We start from the raw sequence: 14,942 nt of genomic DNA on the forward strand, positions 1-14,942 counted from the left end.
CAGATGCATATAGGCGCTATTCAGCGATACGCAATTGGGCGAGGTCCCGCGCCCGTTGCCGCTTTAGGTCGTGTCGCGCCGTACGTTTAACGAGGATATAGAGGATGAAATAACACATCGCTGCGCCGATAGCGGAAATCCAGATCGGCAGGCTTTCAAAGATCGTCGCAAATCGCTCATAGGTCAGGCCCATTGCTTCCGCGAGTCCCGGTGCTTCTTGCCCGATAAGCAGGAGCGCCCCGATACCGGTCATCACCAGTGCGAGTAGCCCGGCAAGTACGGCACCAACCGTAACCCCCATATCCGCCCGTTCTTCGGCCTTTGAAATGATCATTTTCGTTGGCTCGCCCGATAGGGCCTGCGTGGCGGCAAATAATGCGCGTGTACGTGCGGCGCGTTCTTCCGGGGCTAATGCCTTGTTAGAATCATCTTTAAGACTATCAAAATCTACAATCGGTTTTGCGTTATACACTCGGTCAGAAACGTATTCCGGCTCGCATTCCGGTGCCGGATTCACGTCAGATGTTGGGACAACCAGCGCTGCATCGGTCGGCATTAGAAACAGCGACTTTTCCGCAGCTCTACGGCGAACGAGGCCATCAAGGGTAACCAGTTCATTATTGACGTAGGCTTTGGTCCAATACTCAAACGCGTTCGCAGCGCCTAATTTATCGCCCGCATTGAGTTTCCGCAGTGCGGTCGAGCGCTTCCAGTTGTCTTCGCCGATATTGAAAATAAGCGAGACTAGGGCATCATGCTCGTTTTGATTGAGCGGCGCCCTAACAGTATCGCTGATAAGTTGTTCGATTGGCTGAACGTCGTCTTTTAAAAGACGTTCCGCGTCACCCTCAGTGACACTCATGCCATGGCGTGCTGACCCCGTGTGACCATAGCCGACTGTCCACTGTTCCGTCGGGGCATAATGCGCCGACATTCGCAGACCTTCGTACCCCTTGATCAGATTAAGCCCGGTCTCTCCCGTCCGCATCAGACCCGCTAAACCCCTCTAGACTACTGTTCCCACTGAGGTCGCCGTTCCGCATCTACGCTTAGCGAAAATCACGGCTTCCCCCACGAATTTACCGTTAACGATTCCTAACATGTTAGCGTCGAATTGGGTAGATGCACCGCCCCGATCTCGCATTGATCTGAGAAATTTGCCCCGAAGCGGCACAGTTTTGCCGCACATCAATACCAAAATGGGTCAGTCTAAATAGCGTATAAATTTTCAGATTTTTTATAATGCACTGTTTTTGTTTAGTTTTTGATTTTTTTCAACAGACCTACGAGTTCAATTTTATGGCATAATAATTGGGAGTATCGTCGCGAAAGACTAATCGCGTCACGCCAAATGCGATGACTTCGCATAATTTGGGGAATTGCGTGGCGCGTTGTGAGGTAACTTATGATGGGTAATGGGATTACGAACATTGTTGCCGCTGCGATCATAGCGTTGGCAATTTTGTTCAATGGTGGTTTTGGTGGCGGGAGCGACAAATCCACGGGCATGAGTGACGAAGAATTTGCCGCTTGGTATGCCAGAGCAGTTGGCGACATCAGAAATGATATAGTCGTCAATTGTGGTTGCTGCGGCGAAGGCGAGCAAAAGGTCACCAAAGATTCTTTTTAGCACCCCGCCCGGTTCCAACACGGTTAGCCGGTTATAACCCGGTATCACCAGTAGAGCCGCGGCGGGTTCCGAAAGAAGCGCCAGTAGCGCCTCTGGCCAATCCTGAGGTCAAGGAGGAACCTTATCCGCCTTATGTTCCGGTTTTCTTGCCGGACTGGCCACGCCAACCGCCTGTATTGGTACCGCCGGTCGTCATTCCGCCTGTAACGCCGCCCTGTGACGAAGACGAGGACGAAGAATGTAAACCGCCTACGGAACCACCCGTAGATGCACCGGAACCAGGTTTGCTGTTACTATTGATGATTGGCGGCGCAATGTTGTTGTTCATCCGCCGGAAAGATCAGCACACAGCTTAACCCGGATTAGCTTGCCGCGGGCAGCAGGACTGCTGCGGCAAGCCCCAAAAACACAAAGAAACCGACAATATCCGTAACCGTCGTAACAAACACGGCAGATGCGACCGCAGGGTCAGCGCCAGCCCGCTGCAGCCCGATGGGGACCAAAATTCCCGCAAGCCCTGCCGCAAGTAGATTGATGATCATCGCGGCCCCGACAACAATTCCGAGCCGCACGGCTTCGATTTCTGTTCCCCAACCGCTGGCGAAATACCAAACGCCGGCAAGCGCCCCCATAATCAGCGCAAAGATGACACCATTTAAAAATCCGACGGTGGCTTCACGAATGACAACGCGGGCTGCGTTTGTCGCGGTCAAATCCTTGGTGGCAAGCGAACGAACAACCACGGTAAGTGTCTGCGTTCCGGCATTACCGCCCATTGATGCTACGATCGGCATTAAGACAGCGAGCGCAACGATCTGTCCAATTGCCGCGTCAAACAGAGCAATCACTAACGATGCCATGATCGCGGTACCCAGATTGATCGCAAGCCATGAAAAGCGCGAACGCACTGTTTCGATGACCGTATCGGATAGGCCGGTATCTGCCTCAACACCCGCCAATGCAAGCATGTCTTCGTGGGTTTCTTCGCGGACCATTTCGACCACGTCATCCACAGTGATCATCCCGATTAATCGGTCCGCGTCATCGACCACCGGGGTCGAAATCAGGTTATATTGCTCGAATAGATAGGCGACCTCTTCCTGATCCATCGTGACCGGAACCGTACGCATATCCCGACTGTTCATCAGATCTTCGATAACCGTTTCACGCGGCGCTTTTAACAGCGTCGATAGCGGCACTGATCCCATCGGCTTAAATGCCGGATCAACGACAAAAACCTCATAAAATCGATCGGGCAGTTCTTCCGCGCTACGCAAACGGTCAATGATCTGGCCCACGGTCCAAAAGGCCGGTGATGCAAAAAATTCCCGCTGCATCAGGCGGCCGGCACTCTCTTCCTCAAAATCGAGCGCAGCGCGCAATGCAACCCGGTCTTCGACCGGCGCAAGCGCTAGGATCTCAGCCTGTTTTTCTTCATCAAGGTCTTCGAGCAGGAATGTCGCGTCATCGGTGTCGAGTTCGACGACAGCCTCAGCGACCTTGGCTGGCTCCATCGCATCGATGACTTCCTCAAGGAGGTCTCCATCAAGTTCCGCAAGTACGTCCGAGGGGATCGCGCCGCCCATCAAGGTAATGAGGGATTCGCGCTGATCCTCGCGCAACAGCGCCATCAAATCAGCGAAATCGGCCGCGTGCAGCTCTTCGGTCAGCGCCTTGAAGTTATCCGGATCATTGGCATCCAGGGTATCGACAACGGACCGAACAAATTCCGGCGACAGCGTGCGGTCGTCCGCAAACTGAGCGTCATCTTCCGGCTCTTCCGGGCGCAACTCGTTCTCGGCGGGCGCGATTTCGCTCATAGACAGCCCTCGCCTCTTGTACCTATGGAAAGAATTGATTGAGGTCTTGCTATGATAGCCCATTCGCAATGGCAAGGGCAGACGGCTATGAAAATTTTTCTGCGGCTAGCGCCGACAATCAACCGCCAAATTTAAATATCCCGCTAAGGATAATGGCGACGGTGACCGCCCAGAAAACCACCGTGATTTTGGTGGTGAGCCAGGCCTTCGCGCCGATATTTGGCTTTACAGGTGCGCCGGGATCAGCGCCCTTAACACCGTCATCAGGGGATTCCCATCGGCCCTGAATGTCACGCGGTAGAACAGCGAGAAAGATTACCCACCACCAAACGATAAATATAACGAGTGCGCCTGTGGGATTCATCTCCGTATCCTATCCTGCAATTCTGTGGATCTGGGTCATAACGACGGGGCGTTTACCCCAGACATCATCAAAATATATCCTGACCGCGCGCTTTACGGCCAATGAAACCGCCTCATCATCAGCGCGCTTGGGCTTTGGTAAGGCAAGAATAGCATCTTCTATTTCATCCGGTAGGTCCGAGAAATCGTCGCTTTCATCCTCGCCACCGACGATGCCATAGCCGTCAATACCAATATCGTCTGCAAGTTTATGGCCGTCAAATACCACCGACACCATGAGTATCCCGGCATAAGATAATTTCCGGCGTTCCTTTATTGGGGCGGCCCCATCGGGGAGCAGAATATCGCCATCGAGATAAATTCGGCCTGCCGGCACTTCGTCTATACGTTCAGGGCCATCAGGCGCGATGCGAATAAGGTCACCGTTGCGCGGAGCAAAACTTCGCTTCGTTCCTAATTCTAATGCGAAATTAGCATGCTCTTCGAGATGGCGAGCCTCGCCATGTACGGGAATAGAAATTTCCGGGCGCGCCCATTCATACATGGCCCGCAATTCTTCTCTGCACGGATGACCGGAAACATGAACGAATTCATCTTTCTCGGTAATGATTTTGACCCCAAGTTCAACAAGATCATTTTGGAGCGTGTAAATTTCGCGGTCATTCCCAGGTATAATTTTAGACGAAAAGATCACCGTATCCCCTGCGGACAAAGTCAGGTCTCTGTGGTCGTTTCTCGCAATTCTTGAAAGTGCTGCTCGAGCCTCTCCCTGACTACCGGTGCACAAATACAATACATGCTGGCGCGGTAAAAACCCAGCATCGCGCGGCTCCACAAACTGTAGCCCCTCAGGAAGGATTCCGGTTTCTCGCGCGACATCAACAATTCGCAACATTGACCGACCCAATAGGCAAACACTTCGATCCGCCGCCATCGCCGCTTCACATATAGAAACAACGCGAGACACATTCGAAGCGAAGGTGGTAACCGCAACCCGTCCCTCTTGTTCCGCGATCAATTTCGTCAATGATTTGCGCACGGCAGATTCAGAACCGGACTCGCCAGACGAAAGCACATTGGTGGAATCACAAACCATGGCCAAGAGACCTTCATCCCCCAATTTTTTAATGCTCGCGGAATCAGTGGTTGGGCCCAATGTCGGCTTTTCGTCGATCTTCCAATCACCGGTATGGAGAACATCACCCAATTCCGTTCGGAGAATGATGCCGCTTGGTTCCGGTATCGAATGAGTTAGCGTCACATATTCAATATCGAATGGACCAAGCGAGAAATGCTCATTCATATCGATAATGTTTAGCTCTACATCAAACTCGCCGTTTTCTTCGAGCTTTCTTGCAACCAATGCCGCAGTAAATGGCGTCGCATAAACCGGACACCCAAGCTTAGGTGCCAATAGAGCAACTGCGCCGATATGGTCTTCATGGCCATGGGTTAAAAGCAAGCCATGTAATGCTTCTTTTTCTTCGAGAATAAATGATGGGTCCGGACAAATTAGGTCTATACCCGGGGTCGAAAGGTCGCCGAACATTACGCCGCAATCGATCATCAGCCATTGACGGTTTGCGGGCGTTCCGAACCCATAAAGGTTCATATTCATACCGATTTCGCCGGAACCGCCGAGCGGTAGGAATACGAGTTCTTTTTTCGACATTAATTCACATCCGGCATATTTTTGCGCTCAGACTTAATGCGCTTATTTATTTCTAACAGGCCGCGGATCGTCAGATCGTGGTCAAACACATCAATCGCTTCGGTCTGGTCTTCGAAAAGCGATGCAATTCCACCCGTGGCCACGACCTTCATTGGCTTACCGTATTCGGCTTTGATGCGTTCGATGAGGCCCTCTATCAAACAGATATACCCCCAATAGACACCAGTTTGCATCGCGCCAACTGTATCGGTACCGATGATTTTTTCCGGCTTTTCGATCGCAATGCGCGGCAGACGTGCGGCAGCTTCATGCAGTGCTTGCATCGAAAGGTTTATACCAGGCGCGAGCACCCCACCTTCGAAACCACCATCAGCACCGACAATATCAAAATTCGTCGCTGTACCGCTATCGACAACAATTAGCGGGCCGCCATGCGTCGTAAACGCACCTACCGCGTTTACCAATCTGTCCGCGCCTGCTTCAGAGGGTTTGGTAATACGCACTTCTAGTCCGGGAATATTATCGTGGCCGATGACAAAGGGTTCGCGATTGAAATATCGGCGAGACAAATTGCGCAGATGAAAAAGCGACTGCGGCACAACCGTAGAAATGATGCACTCACTAACGTCGGTTAGCTTGTAATTTGCCATGCCCATTAATTGCGATAGCCACACCGCATATTCATCTGCGGTTCTGACAGTCGATGTCGAGGACCGCCATTGCGCGACCGGCTTGTCGTTATCAAATAACGCGATTACCGAGTTGGTGTTACCGACATCAATCGCGAGTAGCATAGGCAATTCCCATTCCCATTACGGTTGAGGCCCGAAAAAGACCTCTCCGGCTGTAATCATCCGCTTTCCGAGGTCAGAGCGCAATATCAGCGCCCCACTATCGTCAAGCCCTTCAAATATCCCAGAAAGTGTTTCATTCGGGAGGCGCACAGTAATCTCTGTTCCGATGCCAATAGCGCGCTCTAACCAACGCTCTTTAATTTCTCCAAACCCCGCCTGCCGCCAAATGCGATAGAGCGCCCAGAAATGATGATCCAACCGTGCACAAAAGCTGTCCGGCGTCGGGACGTCTTTTATAAAATCCAGTAATCGCGTTGTTGGATACGCCAACCCTTTTGGCGCATTGACCAAGTTCACGCCGATCCCGATGGCCAGATACTGACCTAAATTCTCAAGCAATATGCCTGCACATTTAGCGCCGTTCAGCATCACATCATTCGGCCATTTCAGCCGGATTTGATCTTCATGAAGATATTCATCAAGCGATTGTGCGAGGGCAAGCGCGACAATGAATGACAGTTGCCCAAGATTGTCTGACGCTCCTTCGGGCGCAAATAGCAACGTACCAGCAAAATCACCGATGGATTGCTCCCATTGGCGACCCCGCCGCCCATAACCTGCGGTCTGAGCAAGAGCAACAATCCAACGCGGCTCAGCGACGCCCCTTTCGGCACGCCGCTTTGCTTCTAAACTTGTTGAATCGAGGCTTTCGTATAGCTCAATTGCTGTGCCGGAGGGTAACCGTGCCACGCGTTAAAAGAGAGACGCAGCGGCGCGGCCAGCGGCACTTGCCAACGGTCCCATAAAGATTGTCAGAACAGGGAACATCAAGATCGCAGAGCCCCAAGCAGCAATCGTCAAGACAGGTCCGCTATCACGCTCGAATGCCGGTGCCGGTTCATCGAACCACATGAACCATACAACACGCAGATAATAGAATGCAGAAACTGCACTAAGAACTGCACCAGCAACGGCGAGCCAGATCAATCCGGCATCAACGGCGGCGATGAACACAAACCACTTACCGAAGAAACCAGCCGTAGGTGGCACGCCAGCAAGCGAGAACATTAGAACTGTCATGATCACGGCCATTGGCATATTTGTACGCGCGAGGCCTGAGAGATCCGACACGTTTTCTGTCATGCCGCCGCGACGACGCATCATAAGAATGATCGCGAATGTACCGATCGTCATCGCGATATAAATCGCCATATAGATCAATACGGAACCAACGCCATCATTCGTGCCTGCAGCTAAACCGATAAGCGCATATCCCATATGGCCAATCGATGAATATGCCATCAGGCGTTTGATGTTCGTTTGAGCAATCGCCGAGAACGCACCGACGACCATCGACGCCAATGCAATCAACGCAATCACAGGTCGCCAATCATCCAGAACGTCTAGGAACGACCCTGTCAGCAATCGCGTAAACAAAGCCATTGCAGCGAGCTTTGGCGCGGCGGAGAAGAAAGCCGTGACCGGCGTCGGCGCGCCTTCGTAAACATCTGGGGTCCACATATGGAACGGTGCCGCCGAAACCTTGAATGCAAGGCCCGAAACCATAAAGACGAGGCCAATAACGAGGCCATGATTTTCAGTTGATGACGCGGCGATCCGCGCAATCTGATCGAAGCTGGTCGCACCGGTAAAGCCATAAACGAGCGAGGCACCGTAAAGCAGCAAGGCGGATGACAGCGCGCCAAGCACGAAATATTTCAAGCCCGCTTCAGTCGAACGGCGGCTATCGCGATTAAACGCCGCTAGAATATAAAGCGCCAAGCTTTGCGTTTCGATGCCCATGTAAAGCGAAATCAAATCGGTCGCAGACACCATCAGCGACATACCGAATGCCGCAAGGACAATCAGGATCGGGTATTCGAAACGGCCTTTTTGCTCATTTGCGAGGTAACGATCCGACATCAAAATCGCGACCGCAGCCGCGCCGAAAATCAGCACTTTGCAGAAGTCAGAAAACGCATCGATCTGAAACGCACCGTCAAACAGCGACGCAGTTGGCGCGCCGGGTGCAAACAAAACCAGAAGCGCCGCGACAACCAACAACAAGGTTGCCCCCAGTGAAATCTGTTTTGCAGATTTATCACCGACGAAAACGCCAGCGAGCAACAGTCCCATTGCCCCGACCGCGAGAAGCAATTCGGGATATGCAAAGGAAAGGGTTTCAGCGAGGCCCATTAGTTTCCTCCGCTAGCGGCTAGAGCCGCGTCGTAATTTTCAATCAACAAATCAACTGCCGGGCTGAACACAGATAATGCAGGCCCCGGATTAAAACCAAGATATAGCGCAAAGGCCATCAATGCCCCGAGCATGATCAGCTCACGACGATTGACATCTGTGATTTCCATCAAGGCTTCCTTGGTCAGCTCACCAAACACAACCTGACGATATAGGCGCAATGCGTAAGCAGCTGATAGAATAACGCCAAACGCTGCAAAGAACGCAATCCAGCTATTCACCTTAAAGGCACCGGTCATTGTGAGAATTTCACCGACGAAACCACTTGTGCCCGGCAAGCCTACATTCCCCATCGTAAAGAACAGGAACAGGAAGGCATAAATCGGCATGCGATGAACAAGGCCACCATAGGCTGCGATCTCACGCGTATGCATGCGGTCGTAAACAACACCGACACACAGGAACAACGCACCCGAGATAAAGCCGTGTGAAAGCATCTGGAACAGACCGCCCTCAATCCCCTGCGCTGTACCGGTGAAGATACCCATCGTCACAAAGCCCATATGCGCAACAGATGAATAGGCAATCAGCTTTTTGATATCTTCCTGCGCCAAAGCGACAAGCGAGGTATAGATGATCGCAATCACCGAAATCGCATAAACGAAAGGCGCGAAATCAAAGCTGGCCAGCGGAAACATCGGTAATGAGAACCGCAAGAAGCCATAGCCGCCCATTTTCAAAAGGATTGCCGCAAGAACTACCGAGCCAGCGGTCGGTGCCTGAACGTGCGCGTCAGGTAGCCAAGTATGCACGGGCCACATCGGCATTTTCACTGCAAATGATGCAAAGAAAGCAAGCCACAACCATTTTTGCGCGCCAGCGGCGAAGTCAAAATTCTGAAGGCTTGGGATATCCGTAGTTCCGGCCTGCGCATACATCCATGCCATAGCGACGAGCAGCAGCAGCGAACCAAGCAGTGTATAAAGGAAGAACTTGAGCGACGCATAAATGCGGCTCGGCATTGTAAAGCCAGCAAACTCTTTCGTGCCCTTCGATCCCCAAACGCCAATGATCAGGAACATCGGGATTAGGCTGCCTTCAAAGAAAAAGTAGAACAGGAACAGATCGAGCGCACAGAACACGCCAATCATCAGTGTCTCAAGGATCAGGAAGGCGATCATATATTCCGCGACGCGGTTTTTGATCGAATCCCATGATGCCCAGATACAAATCGGCATGAAGAATGAGGTCAGTAGAACGAACAGGATCGAAATCCCGTCAACGCCCATTTTGTAGCTGATGCCACTTCCGATCCAGGACACTTCCTCAACGAGTTGGTAACCAGCAACGGAAGTATCGAATAGTGCATAAACACCAAGCGAGATGATGAAGGTGCCGATGGTAAACACCAACGCAATGATACGCGCATTGCGTTCAACATTTTCGAGGTCGCGCCCGACAATGATGCCGTCATCATTTTTTCGCGCCATCATCTGCGCAGCGACAATAAACAACGCCCCGATCAACGGCGCGAATGTCAACATCGACAGCCAAGGCTGGTTGGCGAAACTTTCAGTAATCACTGGCCGCCCCCTGCCCGAATAAGGATGTAAGTTACGAACACGGCGATACCGATGAGCATCGCGAACGCGTAATGATAAACATAGCCACTCTGCATTTTTACGATACGCCGTGCACCAACCGCGACCGCTGCCGCGATCCCGTCAGGGCCAACACCGTCAATGGTTTTGCCGTCACCGTCTTTCCACAGGAAACGCCCAAAGCGTAACGTGGGTTTGACGATCAAATAGTCGTATATTTCGTCGAAATACCATTTGTTCTTTAGGAACGCGTATATCATGCCGCCTTCGCGCAGAAGCCCCGGTCGTAGCGGGTCGCCGCGAAGGTAATGGAACATTGCCGCACCCGTACCGATAATCATCGCAAATAGCGGTGCCCAAAGGACCCACGTCGGTACGTCATGTCCGCCATCACCATGCGCCTCATCGGCGTCACCATGACCATCGCTCGCGGCACCGTGGCTATCGTCTGCATGGGAAGTCACCTCACCATGATCACCAGCGGCACCATGATCGTCAGCGGCCAGTGCTGCGACTTCAGCGGCATTGAGGTGATCTGCCGGGTTCACGACCTCTTCATGATGAGCGTCGGCTTTGTAAATTGCGCCGTTCCAGAATGTTTCTGACTTATCGCCGATGAAGTTCGGATAAAATACGATACCGGCGAATAATGCACCGATCGCAAGCGGAATAAGCGGCATCATCATTGTGTCAGGCACTGCATGTGGATGCTTGCGGACATGTTCTGGCGCACGTGATGGCCCCCAGAACGTCAAGAAGATCAATCGCCATGAGTAGAACGCCGTCATGACGGCTGCGAGCATACCAAGGGTAAAGGCGAAATAACCAAACGCTTTGCCCGCGTCACCACCGAGGAACGCTGCTTCGATGACCATATCTTTTGAAACGAAACCTGCGGTCCCGAGCGGCGCACCAAAAACTTTGACACCGGGAATGCCGACACCGGTAATTGCGATCGTTCCGATAATCATCAGGATATGGGTGAAGGGCATCAGCTCTTTAACGCCGCCCATTTTTTTGATGTCTTGCTCGTGATGCATGCCGATAATGACCGCACCAGAACCGAGGAATAGAAGCGCCTTGAAAAATGCGTGCGTGAACAGGTGGAACATCGCCGCGTCATACGCGCCAACACCAGCGGCAAAGAACATATATCCGAGCTGAGAACAGGTCGAATAGGCAACAATTTTTTTGATGTCATCCTGCAGGAGACCAACTGTCGCCGCGAAAAACGCGGTAATCGCACCTACGAACGTAATCATCGCTGCCGCATTGGGCGCATATTCATAAATTACTGACGCGCGGCAAACGAGAAACACCCCGGCGGTCACCATGGTCGCTGCGTGGATCAGCGCCGACACAGGTGTTGGCCCTTCCATCGCGTCGGGCAACCAGGTGTGAAGAAGGAATTGCGCCGACTTACCCATAGCGCCGATAAACAGAAGAACGCCGATAACCGTCAGCGCATGGAACGACTGGCCAAGGAAAGTAATGGTGAGTTCCTGAATGGGCGCTCCGACAGTCTGCCCAAATGGGATGACCTCGGCATTTGCCGCAACAGCGGAAAAGACATCATCGAACTGTATGGAACCGAAGACGTAGAAAACGCACATGATCCCGAGGGCGAAACCGAAGTCGCCTACCCGGTTAACGACGAACGCCTTGATCGCAGCGTCGTTTGCCGACTTTTTCTTAAACCAGAAACCGATAAGCAGATATGATGCGAGGCCAACACCTTCCCAGCCAAAGAAAAGCTGGAGGAAGTTATCCGCCGTAACAAGCGTTAACATCGCAAAGGTGAAGAGCGAAAGATAAGCAAAGAACCGAGGCTGCTCACCGTAGTCCTTCATATAGCCCATGGAATACCAGTGAACGAGGAACGAAACCGAGTTCACTACCACGAGCATGACAGCCGAGAGCGTATCCAAACGAACGGCCCAATTCGCTTGGAAAGCACCAGAACCAATCCACTCGAACAGCGTTATGGTACGGGCATTACCCCCAAGTGCGACGTCAAAAAACAATGTCCACGCGATGATCGCGGCGATCAGCAACAAGCCAGTGGTCAACAGCTCGGCTGCGCGCGCGCCAGACAGACGCCCGATCGGCACCGCGAACAATGCTCCGAAGAGCGGTAGGAGAACGACTAGGGCCTCGAAATTCATTGTTATCAGTTCTTCATCAAATTGGCGTCTTCGACGGCGATATCGCCACGATTGCGGAAATACGCGACAAGGACGGCAAGACCGACCGCCGCTTCAGCAGCAGCAACTGTCAGCACCATGAACGCAAAAACTTGACCGGTCAGGTCACCCAGGAATTGCGAGAAAGCAACGAGATTAATGTTCACCGAAAGCAACATCAGTTCGAGCGACATCAGAATGACGATGACATTTTTCCGGTTTAGAAAAATGCCCGCCATACCAACCGCGAACAGAATCGCAGCGACGATGAGATAATGAGAAAGACCAATTTCCGGCATTTTACGATCCCTTCCTCATGACAATCCCTGCCCCGATTGAATATCGACGAGCTCAACGCCCTCTTCGCGCTTGCGCGCAATCTGCGCTGCCGCATCCTGTTTTTTGATGCCTTCACGGGTGCGGAAAGTCAGAATGATTGCACCGATCATTGCCACCAGAAGCACGATCCCCGCGATCTGAAAATAGTGAACATAATCGGTGTAGAGAATAAGACCCAAAGCCTCGATATTTGTCGGCCCATTCGGGTCAGAGACCGTCTGCGCTGCCGTCGGGGCCGGATGGGCCCGTGCGAGTTCCTCGTCGGATGGGAATGCCCAAACCGAAAACACTAAAAGCAATTGCACGACAACGATACCGGCCAACACGACGCCGAATGGCAGATATTGCAAAAAGCCCTGCTTCATTTCGACGAAATCAACATCGAGCATCATGACGACAAACAGGAACAATACCGCGACGGCACCGACGTAAACCACGACAAGCAACATCGCGAGATATTCAGCCCCCATGAGGACGAACAGTCCCGAGGCGGAAATAAACGCGCTAATCAGGAACAGAACCGAATGAACCGGATTCTTTGACGCGATAACCATCACGCCTGAAGCGATGACAGCGAAAGCGAAGATATAAAAGGCGATGACTGCAATCATAGGGTTTCGCGGCTTTAGCGTCCGTTCCGGCTAAGTTCTAGTTGATGAAAGGTCGGCAGAGAGGAGAAAACCGACCCGTTGGCGGTCCTTCTAACGGTATGGGGCATCAAGTTCTAGGTTTCGGGCGATTTCTCTTTCCCAACGGTCACCATTCGCGAGCAACCGATCTTTGTCATAGAAAAGCTCTTCGCGAGTCTCGGTCGCGAATTCGAAATTCGGCCCCTCGACAATTGCATCCACCGGACATGCCTCTTGGCAATAGCCGCAATAGATACATTTGGTCATATCGATGTCATAGCGGGTCGTACGGCGCGATCCGTCGTCACGTGGCTCGGCCTCGATTGTAATTGCCTGTGCCGGGCAAATCGCCTCGCAAAGCTTACAGGCGATACAGCGCTCTTCGCCATTTGGATAACGGCGTAGCGCGTGTTCACCACGGAAACGCGGGCTTAGCGGTCCCTTTTCAAAGGGATAATTGATCGTCGGCTTCGGCTGCACGTAATATTTCATCGCCAGAGCGAATGCTTTGAGGAAGTCCTTCAGCAGGAAGCCGTTTATCGCTTGTCCAATACGCGACATTAGTATCTCCAGCTCTGGAACCAATCTTCAAGCCCTGGGATTGCCAGCATCAAGCCCGCGACCAGAACGACCCAGAACAATGTGAATGGCAGAAAGAGCTTCCAACCAATCCGCATGAGCTGATCATAGCGGTAACGTGGCACGATGGCTTTCACCATAGCGAAGAAGAAGAAGAAAAAGACGATTTTCAGGCAGAACCAGAAAACCGGCACGGTTTCGAGCGGGGCCCAAGGAATTGGCGAATGCCAACCGCCGAAAAACAAGATCGTCAACATCGCGCACATCAATAGGATGTTCGCAAGCTCGCCAATCATGAACAGGAGGAACAGGGTCGAAGAATATTCAACCTGATAACCCGCAACCAGCTCTGATTCAGCCTCCGGCAAATCGAATGGCGGGCGATTGGTCTCGGCGAGCGCCGAGATGAAAAACACCACAAACATCGGAAATAGCGGGATGAAATGCCAGTTCAAAATACCCAAACCGCGCGACTGGCTTTCAACAATATCGGAGAGATTGAGCGATCCCACCAGAAGAAGAACCGAAATGATCACAAAACCAATCGAAACTTCGTAAGAAACCATCTGTGCTGCGGACCGGAGCGAGCCCAAGAACGCATATTTCGAGTTTGAGGCCCAACCACCCATGATCACGCCATAAACGCCCAGCGACGAAATGGCGAATAGATAGAGGATACCGACATTAATATCTGCGCCAACCATGCCCGGCCCGACAGGGATGACCGCCCAGCCTACGAGCGCCAAAATGAACGTGATCATTGGCGCGAGGACAAAGACGACCTTATTCACCCCAGAAGGGATCAGGATTTCCTTGAAGACGAATTTGAAAAGGTCAGCAAATGACTGAAGCAAGCCAAAAGGGCCAACGACATTCGGCCCTTTGCGCATTTGGACAGCCGCCCAGACCTTGCGGTCGAAATACATCAGGAAGGCCTGCGCAAGCAGCAATGTCACAATTAGCGCCAACGCCTGAATGACTGTTGGCACGAGCCAGCCTACCCAGCCCTGGTCCGCGGGACGGGTCGACAAAAATTCCCAGATATTGGTCAGCATTTCCATGGGCCCGCGTCATAATGCGGATTGCATCGCTAGTCACGGGGGTAAAAGGGGCCATTCGGTCGCAATTAGCCCCAA

Annotated in this window: 15 protein-coding genes; 2 read left to right on the top strand and 13 right to left on the bottom strand. The window is 52.3% G+C overall.

Going from position 1 to position 14,942, the window contains the following annotated elements:
• Positions 1-16: 16 nt before the first annotated feature.
• Positions 17-988 (bottom strand): lysozyme, encoded by a 972-nt coding sequence (locus ABFZ83_RS08025; RefSeq protein WP_411816029.1) that lies wholly within the window; start codon positions 986-988, stop codon positions 17-19.
• A 417-nt stretch (positions 989-1,405) separates the two neighbouring features.
• Between ABFZ83_RS08025 and ABFZ83_RS08030 the strand changes: the two genes are divergently transcribed.
• Together ABFZ83_RS08030 and ABFZ83_RS08035 are read left to right on the top strand one after the other, a co-directional pair.
• Entirely contained in the window at positions 1,406-1,630 is a 225-nt protein-coding gene (locus ABFZ83_RS08030; RefSeq protein WP_411816030.1) for a hypothetical protein, read from the top strand.
• Between the two features lie 146 nt (positions 1,631-1,776).
• The gene (locus tag ABFZ83_RS08035; protein WP_411816031.1) at positions 1,777-1,986 is read left to right on the top strand and encodes a PEP-CTERM sorting domain-containing protein; all 210 of its coding nucleotides are present in this window, start codon (positions 1,777-1,779) and stop codon (positions 1,984-1,986) included.
• Positions 1,987-1,992: 6 nt separating this feature from the next.
• On the opposite strand, the gene mgtE is transcribed toward ABFZ83_RS08035, so the two are convergent.
• From mgtE to nuoH, 12 genes are all read right to left on the bottom strand, one after another.
• On the bottom strand, positions 1,993-3,450 hold the full coding sequence (gene mgtE, locus ABFZ83_RS08040; protein WP_411816032.1) for a magnesium transporter: 1,458 nt from the start codon (positions 3,448-3,450) through the stop codon (positions 1,993-1,995).
• Between the two features lie 118 nt (positions 3,451-3,568).
• Positions 3,569-3,814: a DUF1467 family protein gene (locus tag ABFZ83_RS08045; RefSeq protein WP_411816033.1), complete on the bottom strand. Its 246-nt coding sequence runs from the start codon at positions 3,812-3,814 to the stop codon at positions 3,569-3,571.
• Between the two features lie 9 nt (positions 3,815-3,823).
• Positions 3,824-5,485: a ribonuclease J gene (locus tag ABFZ83_RS08050; protein ID WP_411816034.1), complete on the bottom strand. Its 1,662-nt coding sequence runs from the start codon at positions 5,483-5,485 to the stop codon at positions 3,824-3,826.
• On the bottom strand, positions 5,485-6,279 hold the full coding sequence (locus ABFZ83_RS08055; RefSeq protein ID WP_411816035.1) for a type III pantothenate kinase: 795 nt from the start codon (positions 6,277-6,279) through the stop codon (positions 5,485-5,487). Before ABFZ83_RS08055 ends, ABFZ83_RS08050 begins: the two co-directional genes overlap by 1 nt.
• An 18-nt stretch (positions 6,280-6,297) precedes the next feature.
• Positions 6,298-7,029: a biotin--[acetyl-CoA-carboxylase] ligase gene (locus tag ABFZ83_RS08060; protein WP_411816036.1), complete on the bottom strand. Its 732-nt coding sequence runs from the start codon at positions 7,027-7,029 to the stop codon at positions 6,298-6,300.
• A gap of 3 nt (positions 7,030-7,032) precedes the next feature.
• Complete coding sequence (gene nuoN / locus ABFZ83_RS08065; protein ID WP_411816037.1) at positions 7,033-8,475, bottom strand: NADH-quinone oxidoreductase subunit NuoN; 1,443 nt, start codon at positions 8,473-8,475, stop codon at positions 7,033-7,035.
• Positions 8,475-10,058, bottom strand: coding sequence for an NADH-quinone oxidoreductase subunit M (locus tag ABFZ83_RS08070; protein WP_411816038.1), 1,584 nt, complete (start codon positions 10,056-10,058; stop codon positions 8,475-8,477). Before ABFZ83_RS08070 ends, nuoN begins: the two co-directional genes overlap by 1 nt.
• Positions 10,055-12,241, bottom strand: a complete 2,187-nt coding sequence (nuoL, locus tag ABFZ83_RS08075) for an NADH-quinone oxidoreductase subunit L (protein ID WP_411816039.1) — start codon at positions 12,239-12,241, stop codon at positions 10,055-10,057. Before nuoL ends, ABFZ83_RS08070 begins: the two co-directional genes overlap by 4 nt.
• A gap of 5 nt (positions 12,242-12,246) precedes the next feature.
• A complete protein-coding gene (gene nuoK, locus ABFZ83_RS08080) occupies positions 12,247-12,558 on the bottom strand; it encodes an NADH-quinone oxidoreductase subunit NuoK (RefSeq protein ID WP_411816040.1) in 312 nt (103 codons plus the stop codon).
• A 15-nt stretch (positions 12,559-12,573) separates the two neighbouring features.
• The gene (locus tag ABFZ83_RS08085) at positions 12,574-13,209 is read right to left on the bottom strand and encodes an NADH-quinone oxidoreductase subunit J (RefSeq protein ID WP_411816041.1); all 636 of its coding nucleotides are present in this window, start codon (positions 13,207-13,209) and stop codon (positions 12,574-12,576) included.
• Positions 13,210-13,299: 90 nt separating this feature from the next.
• Positions 13,300-13,788 (bottom strand): NADH-quinone oxidoreductase subunit NuoI, encoded by a 489-nt coding sequence (gene nuoI / locus ABFZ83_RS08090; protein ID WP_411816042.1) that lies wholly within the window; start codon positions 13,786-13,788, stop codon positions 13,300-13,302.
• Positions 13,788-14,861 carry an NADH-quinone oxidoreductase subunit NuoH gene (gene nuoH / locus ABFZ83_RS08095; protein WP_411818815.1) on the bottom strand — a complete coding sequence of 358 codons (1,074 nt, stop codon included), beginning with the start codon at positions 14,859-14,861 and terminating at the stop codon, positions 13,788-13,790. The genes nuoI and nuoH overlap by 1 nt, the downstream gene beginning before the upstream one ends.
• Positions 14,862-14,942 lie beyond the last annotated feature (81 nt).

The organism is Hyphococcus formosus, assembly GCF_046736345.1.
Lineage (GTDB): Bacteria > Pseudomonadota > Alphaproteobacteria > Caulobacterales > Parvularculaceae > Hyphococcus > Hyphococcus formosus.

Bases quoted from the DNA above. Each gene is read 5' to 3' on its own strand.
- nuoH (WP_411818815.1), bottom strand. From the start codon at position 14,861: ATGCTGACCAATATCTGGGAATTTTTGTCGACCCGTCCCGCGGACCAG.
- ABFZ83_RS08030 (WP_411816030.1), top strand. From the start codon at position 1,406: ATGATGGGTAATGGGATTACGAACATTGTTGCCGCTGCGATCATAGCG.
- ABFZ83_RS08045 (WP_411816033.1), bottom strand. From the start codon at position 3,814: ATGAATCCCACAGGCGCACTCGTTATATTTATCGTTTGGTGGTGGGTA.
- mgtE (WP_411816032.1), bottom strand. From the start codon at position 3,450: ATGAGCGAAATCGCGCCCGCCGAGAACGAGTTGCGCCCGGAAGAGCCG.
- ABFZ83_RS08050 (WP_411816034.1), bottom strand. From the start codon at position 5,485: ATGTCGAAAAAAGAACTCGTATTCCTACCGCTCGGCGGTTCCGGCGAA.
- nuoK (WP_411816040.1), bottom strand. From the start codon at position 12,558: ATGCCGGAAATTGGTCTTTCTCATTATCTCATCGTCGCTGCGATTCTG.
- nuoN (WP_411816037.1), bottom strand. From the start codon at position 8,475: ATGGGCCTCGCTGAAACCCTTTCCTTTGCATATCCCGAATTGCTTCTC.
- nuoL (WP_411816039.1), bottom strand. From the start codon at position 12,241: ATGAATTTCGAGGCCCTAGTCGTTCTCCTACCGCTCTTCGGAGCATTG.
- ABFZ83_RS08025 (WP_411816029.1), bottom strand. From the start codon at position 988: ATGCGGACGGGAGAGACCGGGCTTAATCTGATCAAGGGGTACGAAGGT.
- nuoI (WP_411816042.1), bottom strand. From the start codon at position 13,788: ATGTCGCGTATTGGACAAGCGATAAACGGCTTCCTGCTGAAGGACTTC.
- ABFZ83_RS08085 (WP_411816041.1), bottom strand. From the start codon at position 13,209: ATGATTGCAGTCATCGCCTTTTATATCTTCGCTTTCGCTGTCATCGCT.
- ABFZ83_RS08055 (WP_411816035.1), bottom strand. From the start codon at position 6,279: ATGCTACTCGCGATTGATGTCGGTAACACCAACTCGGTAATCGCGTTA.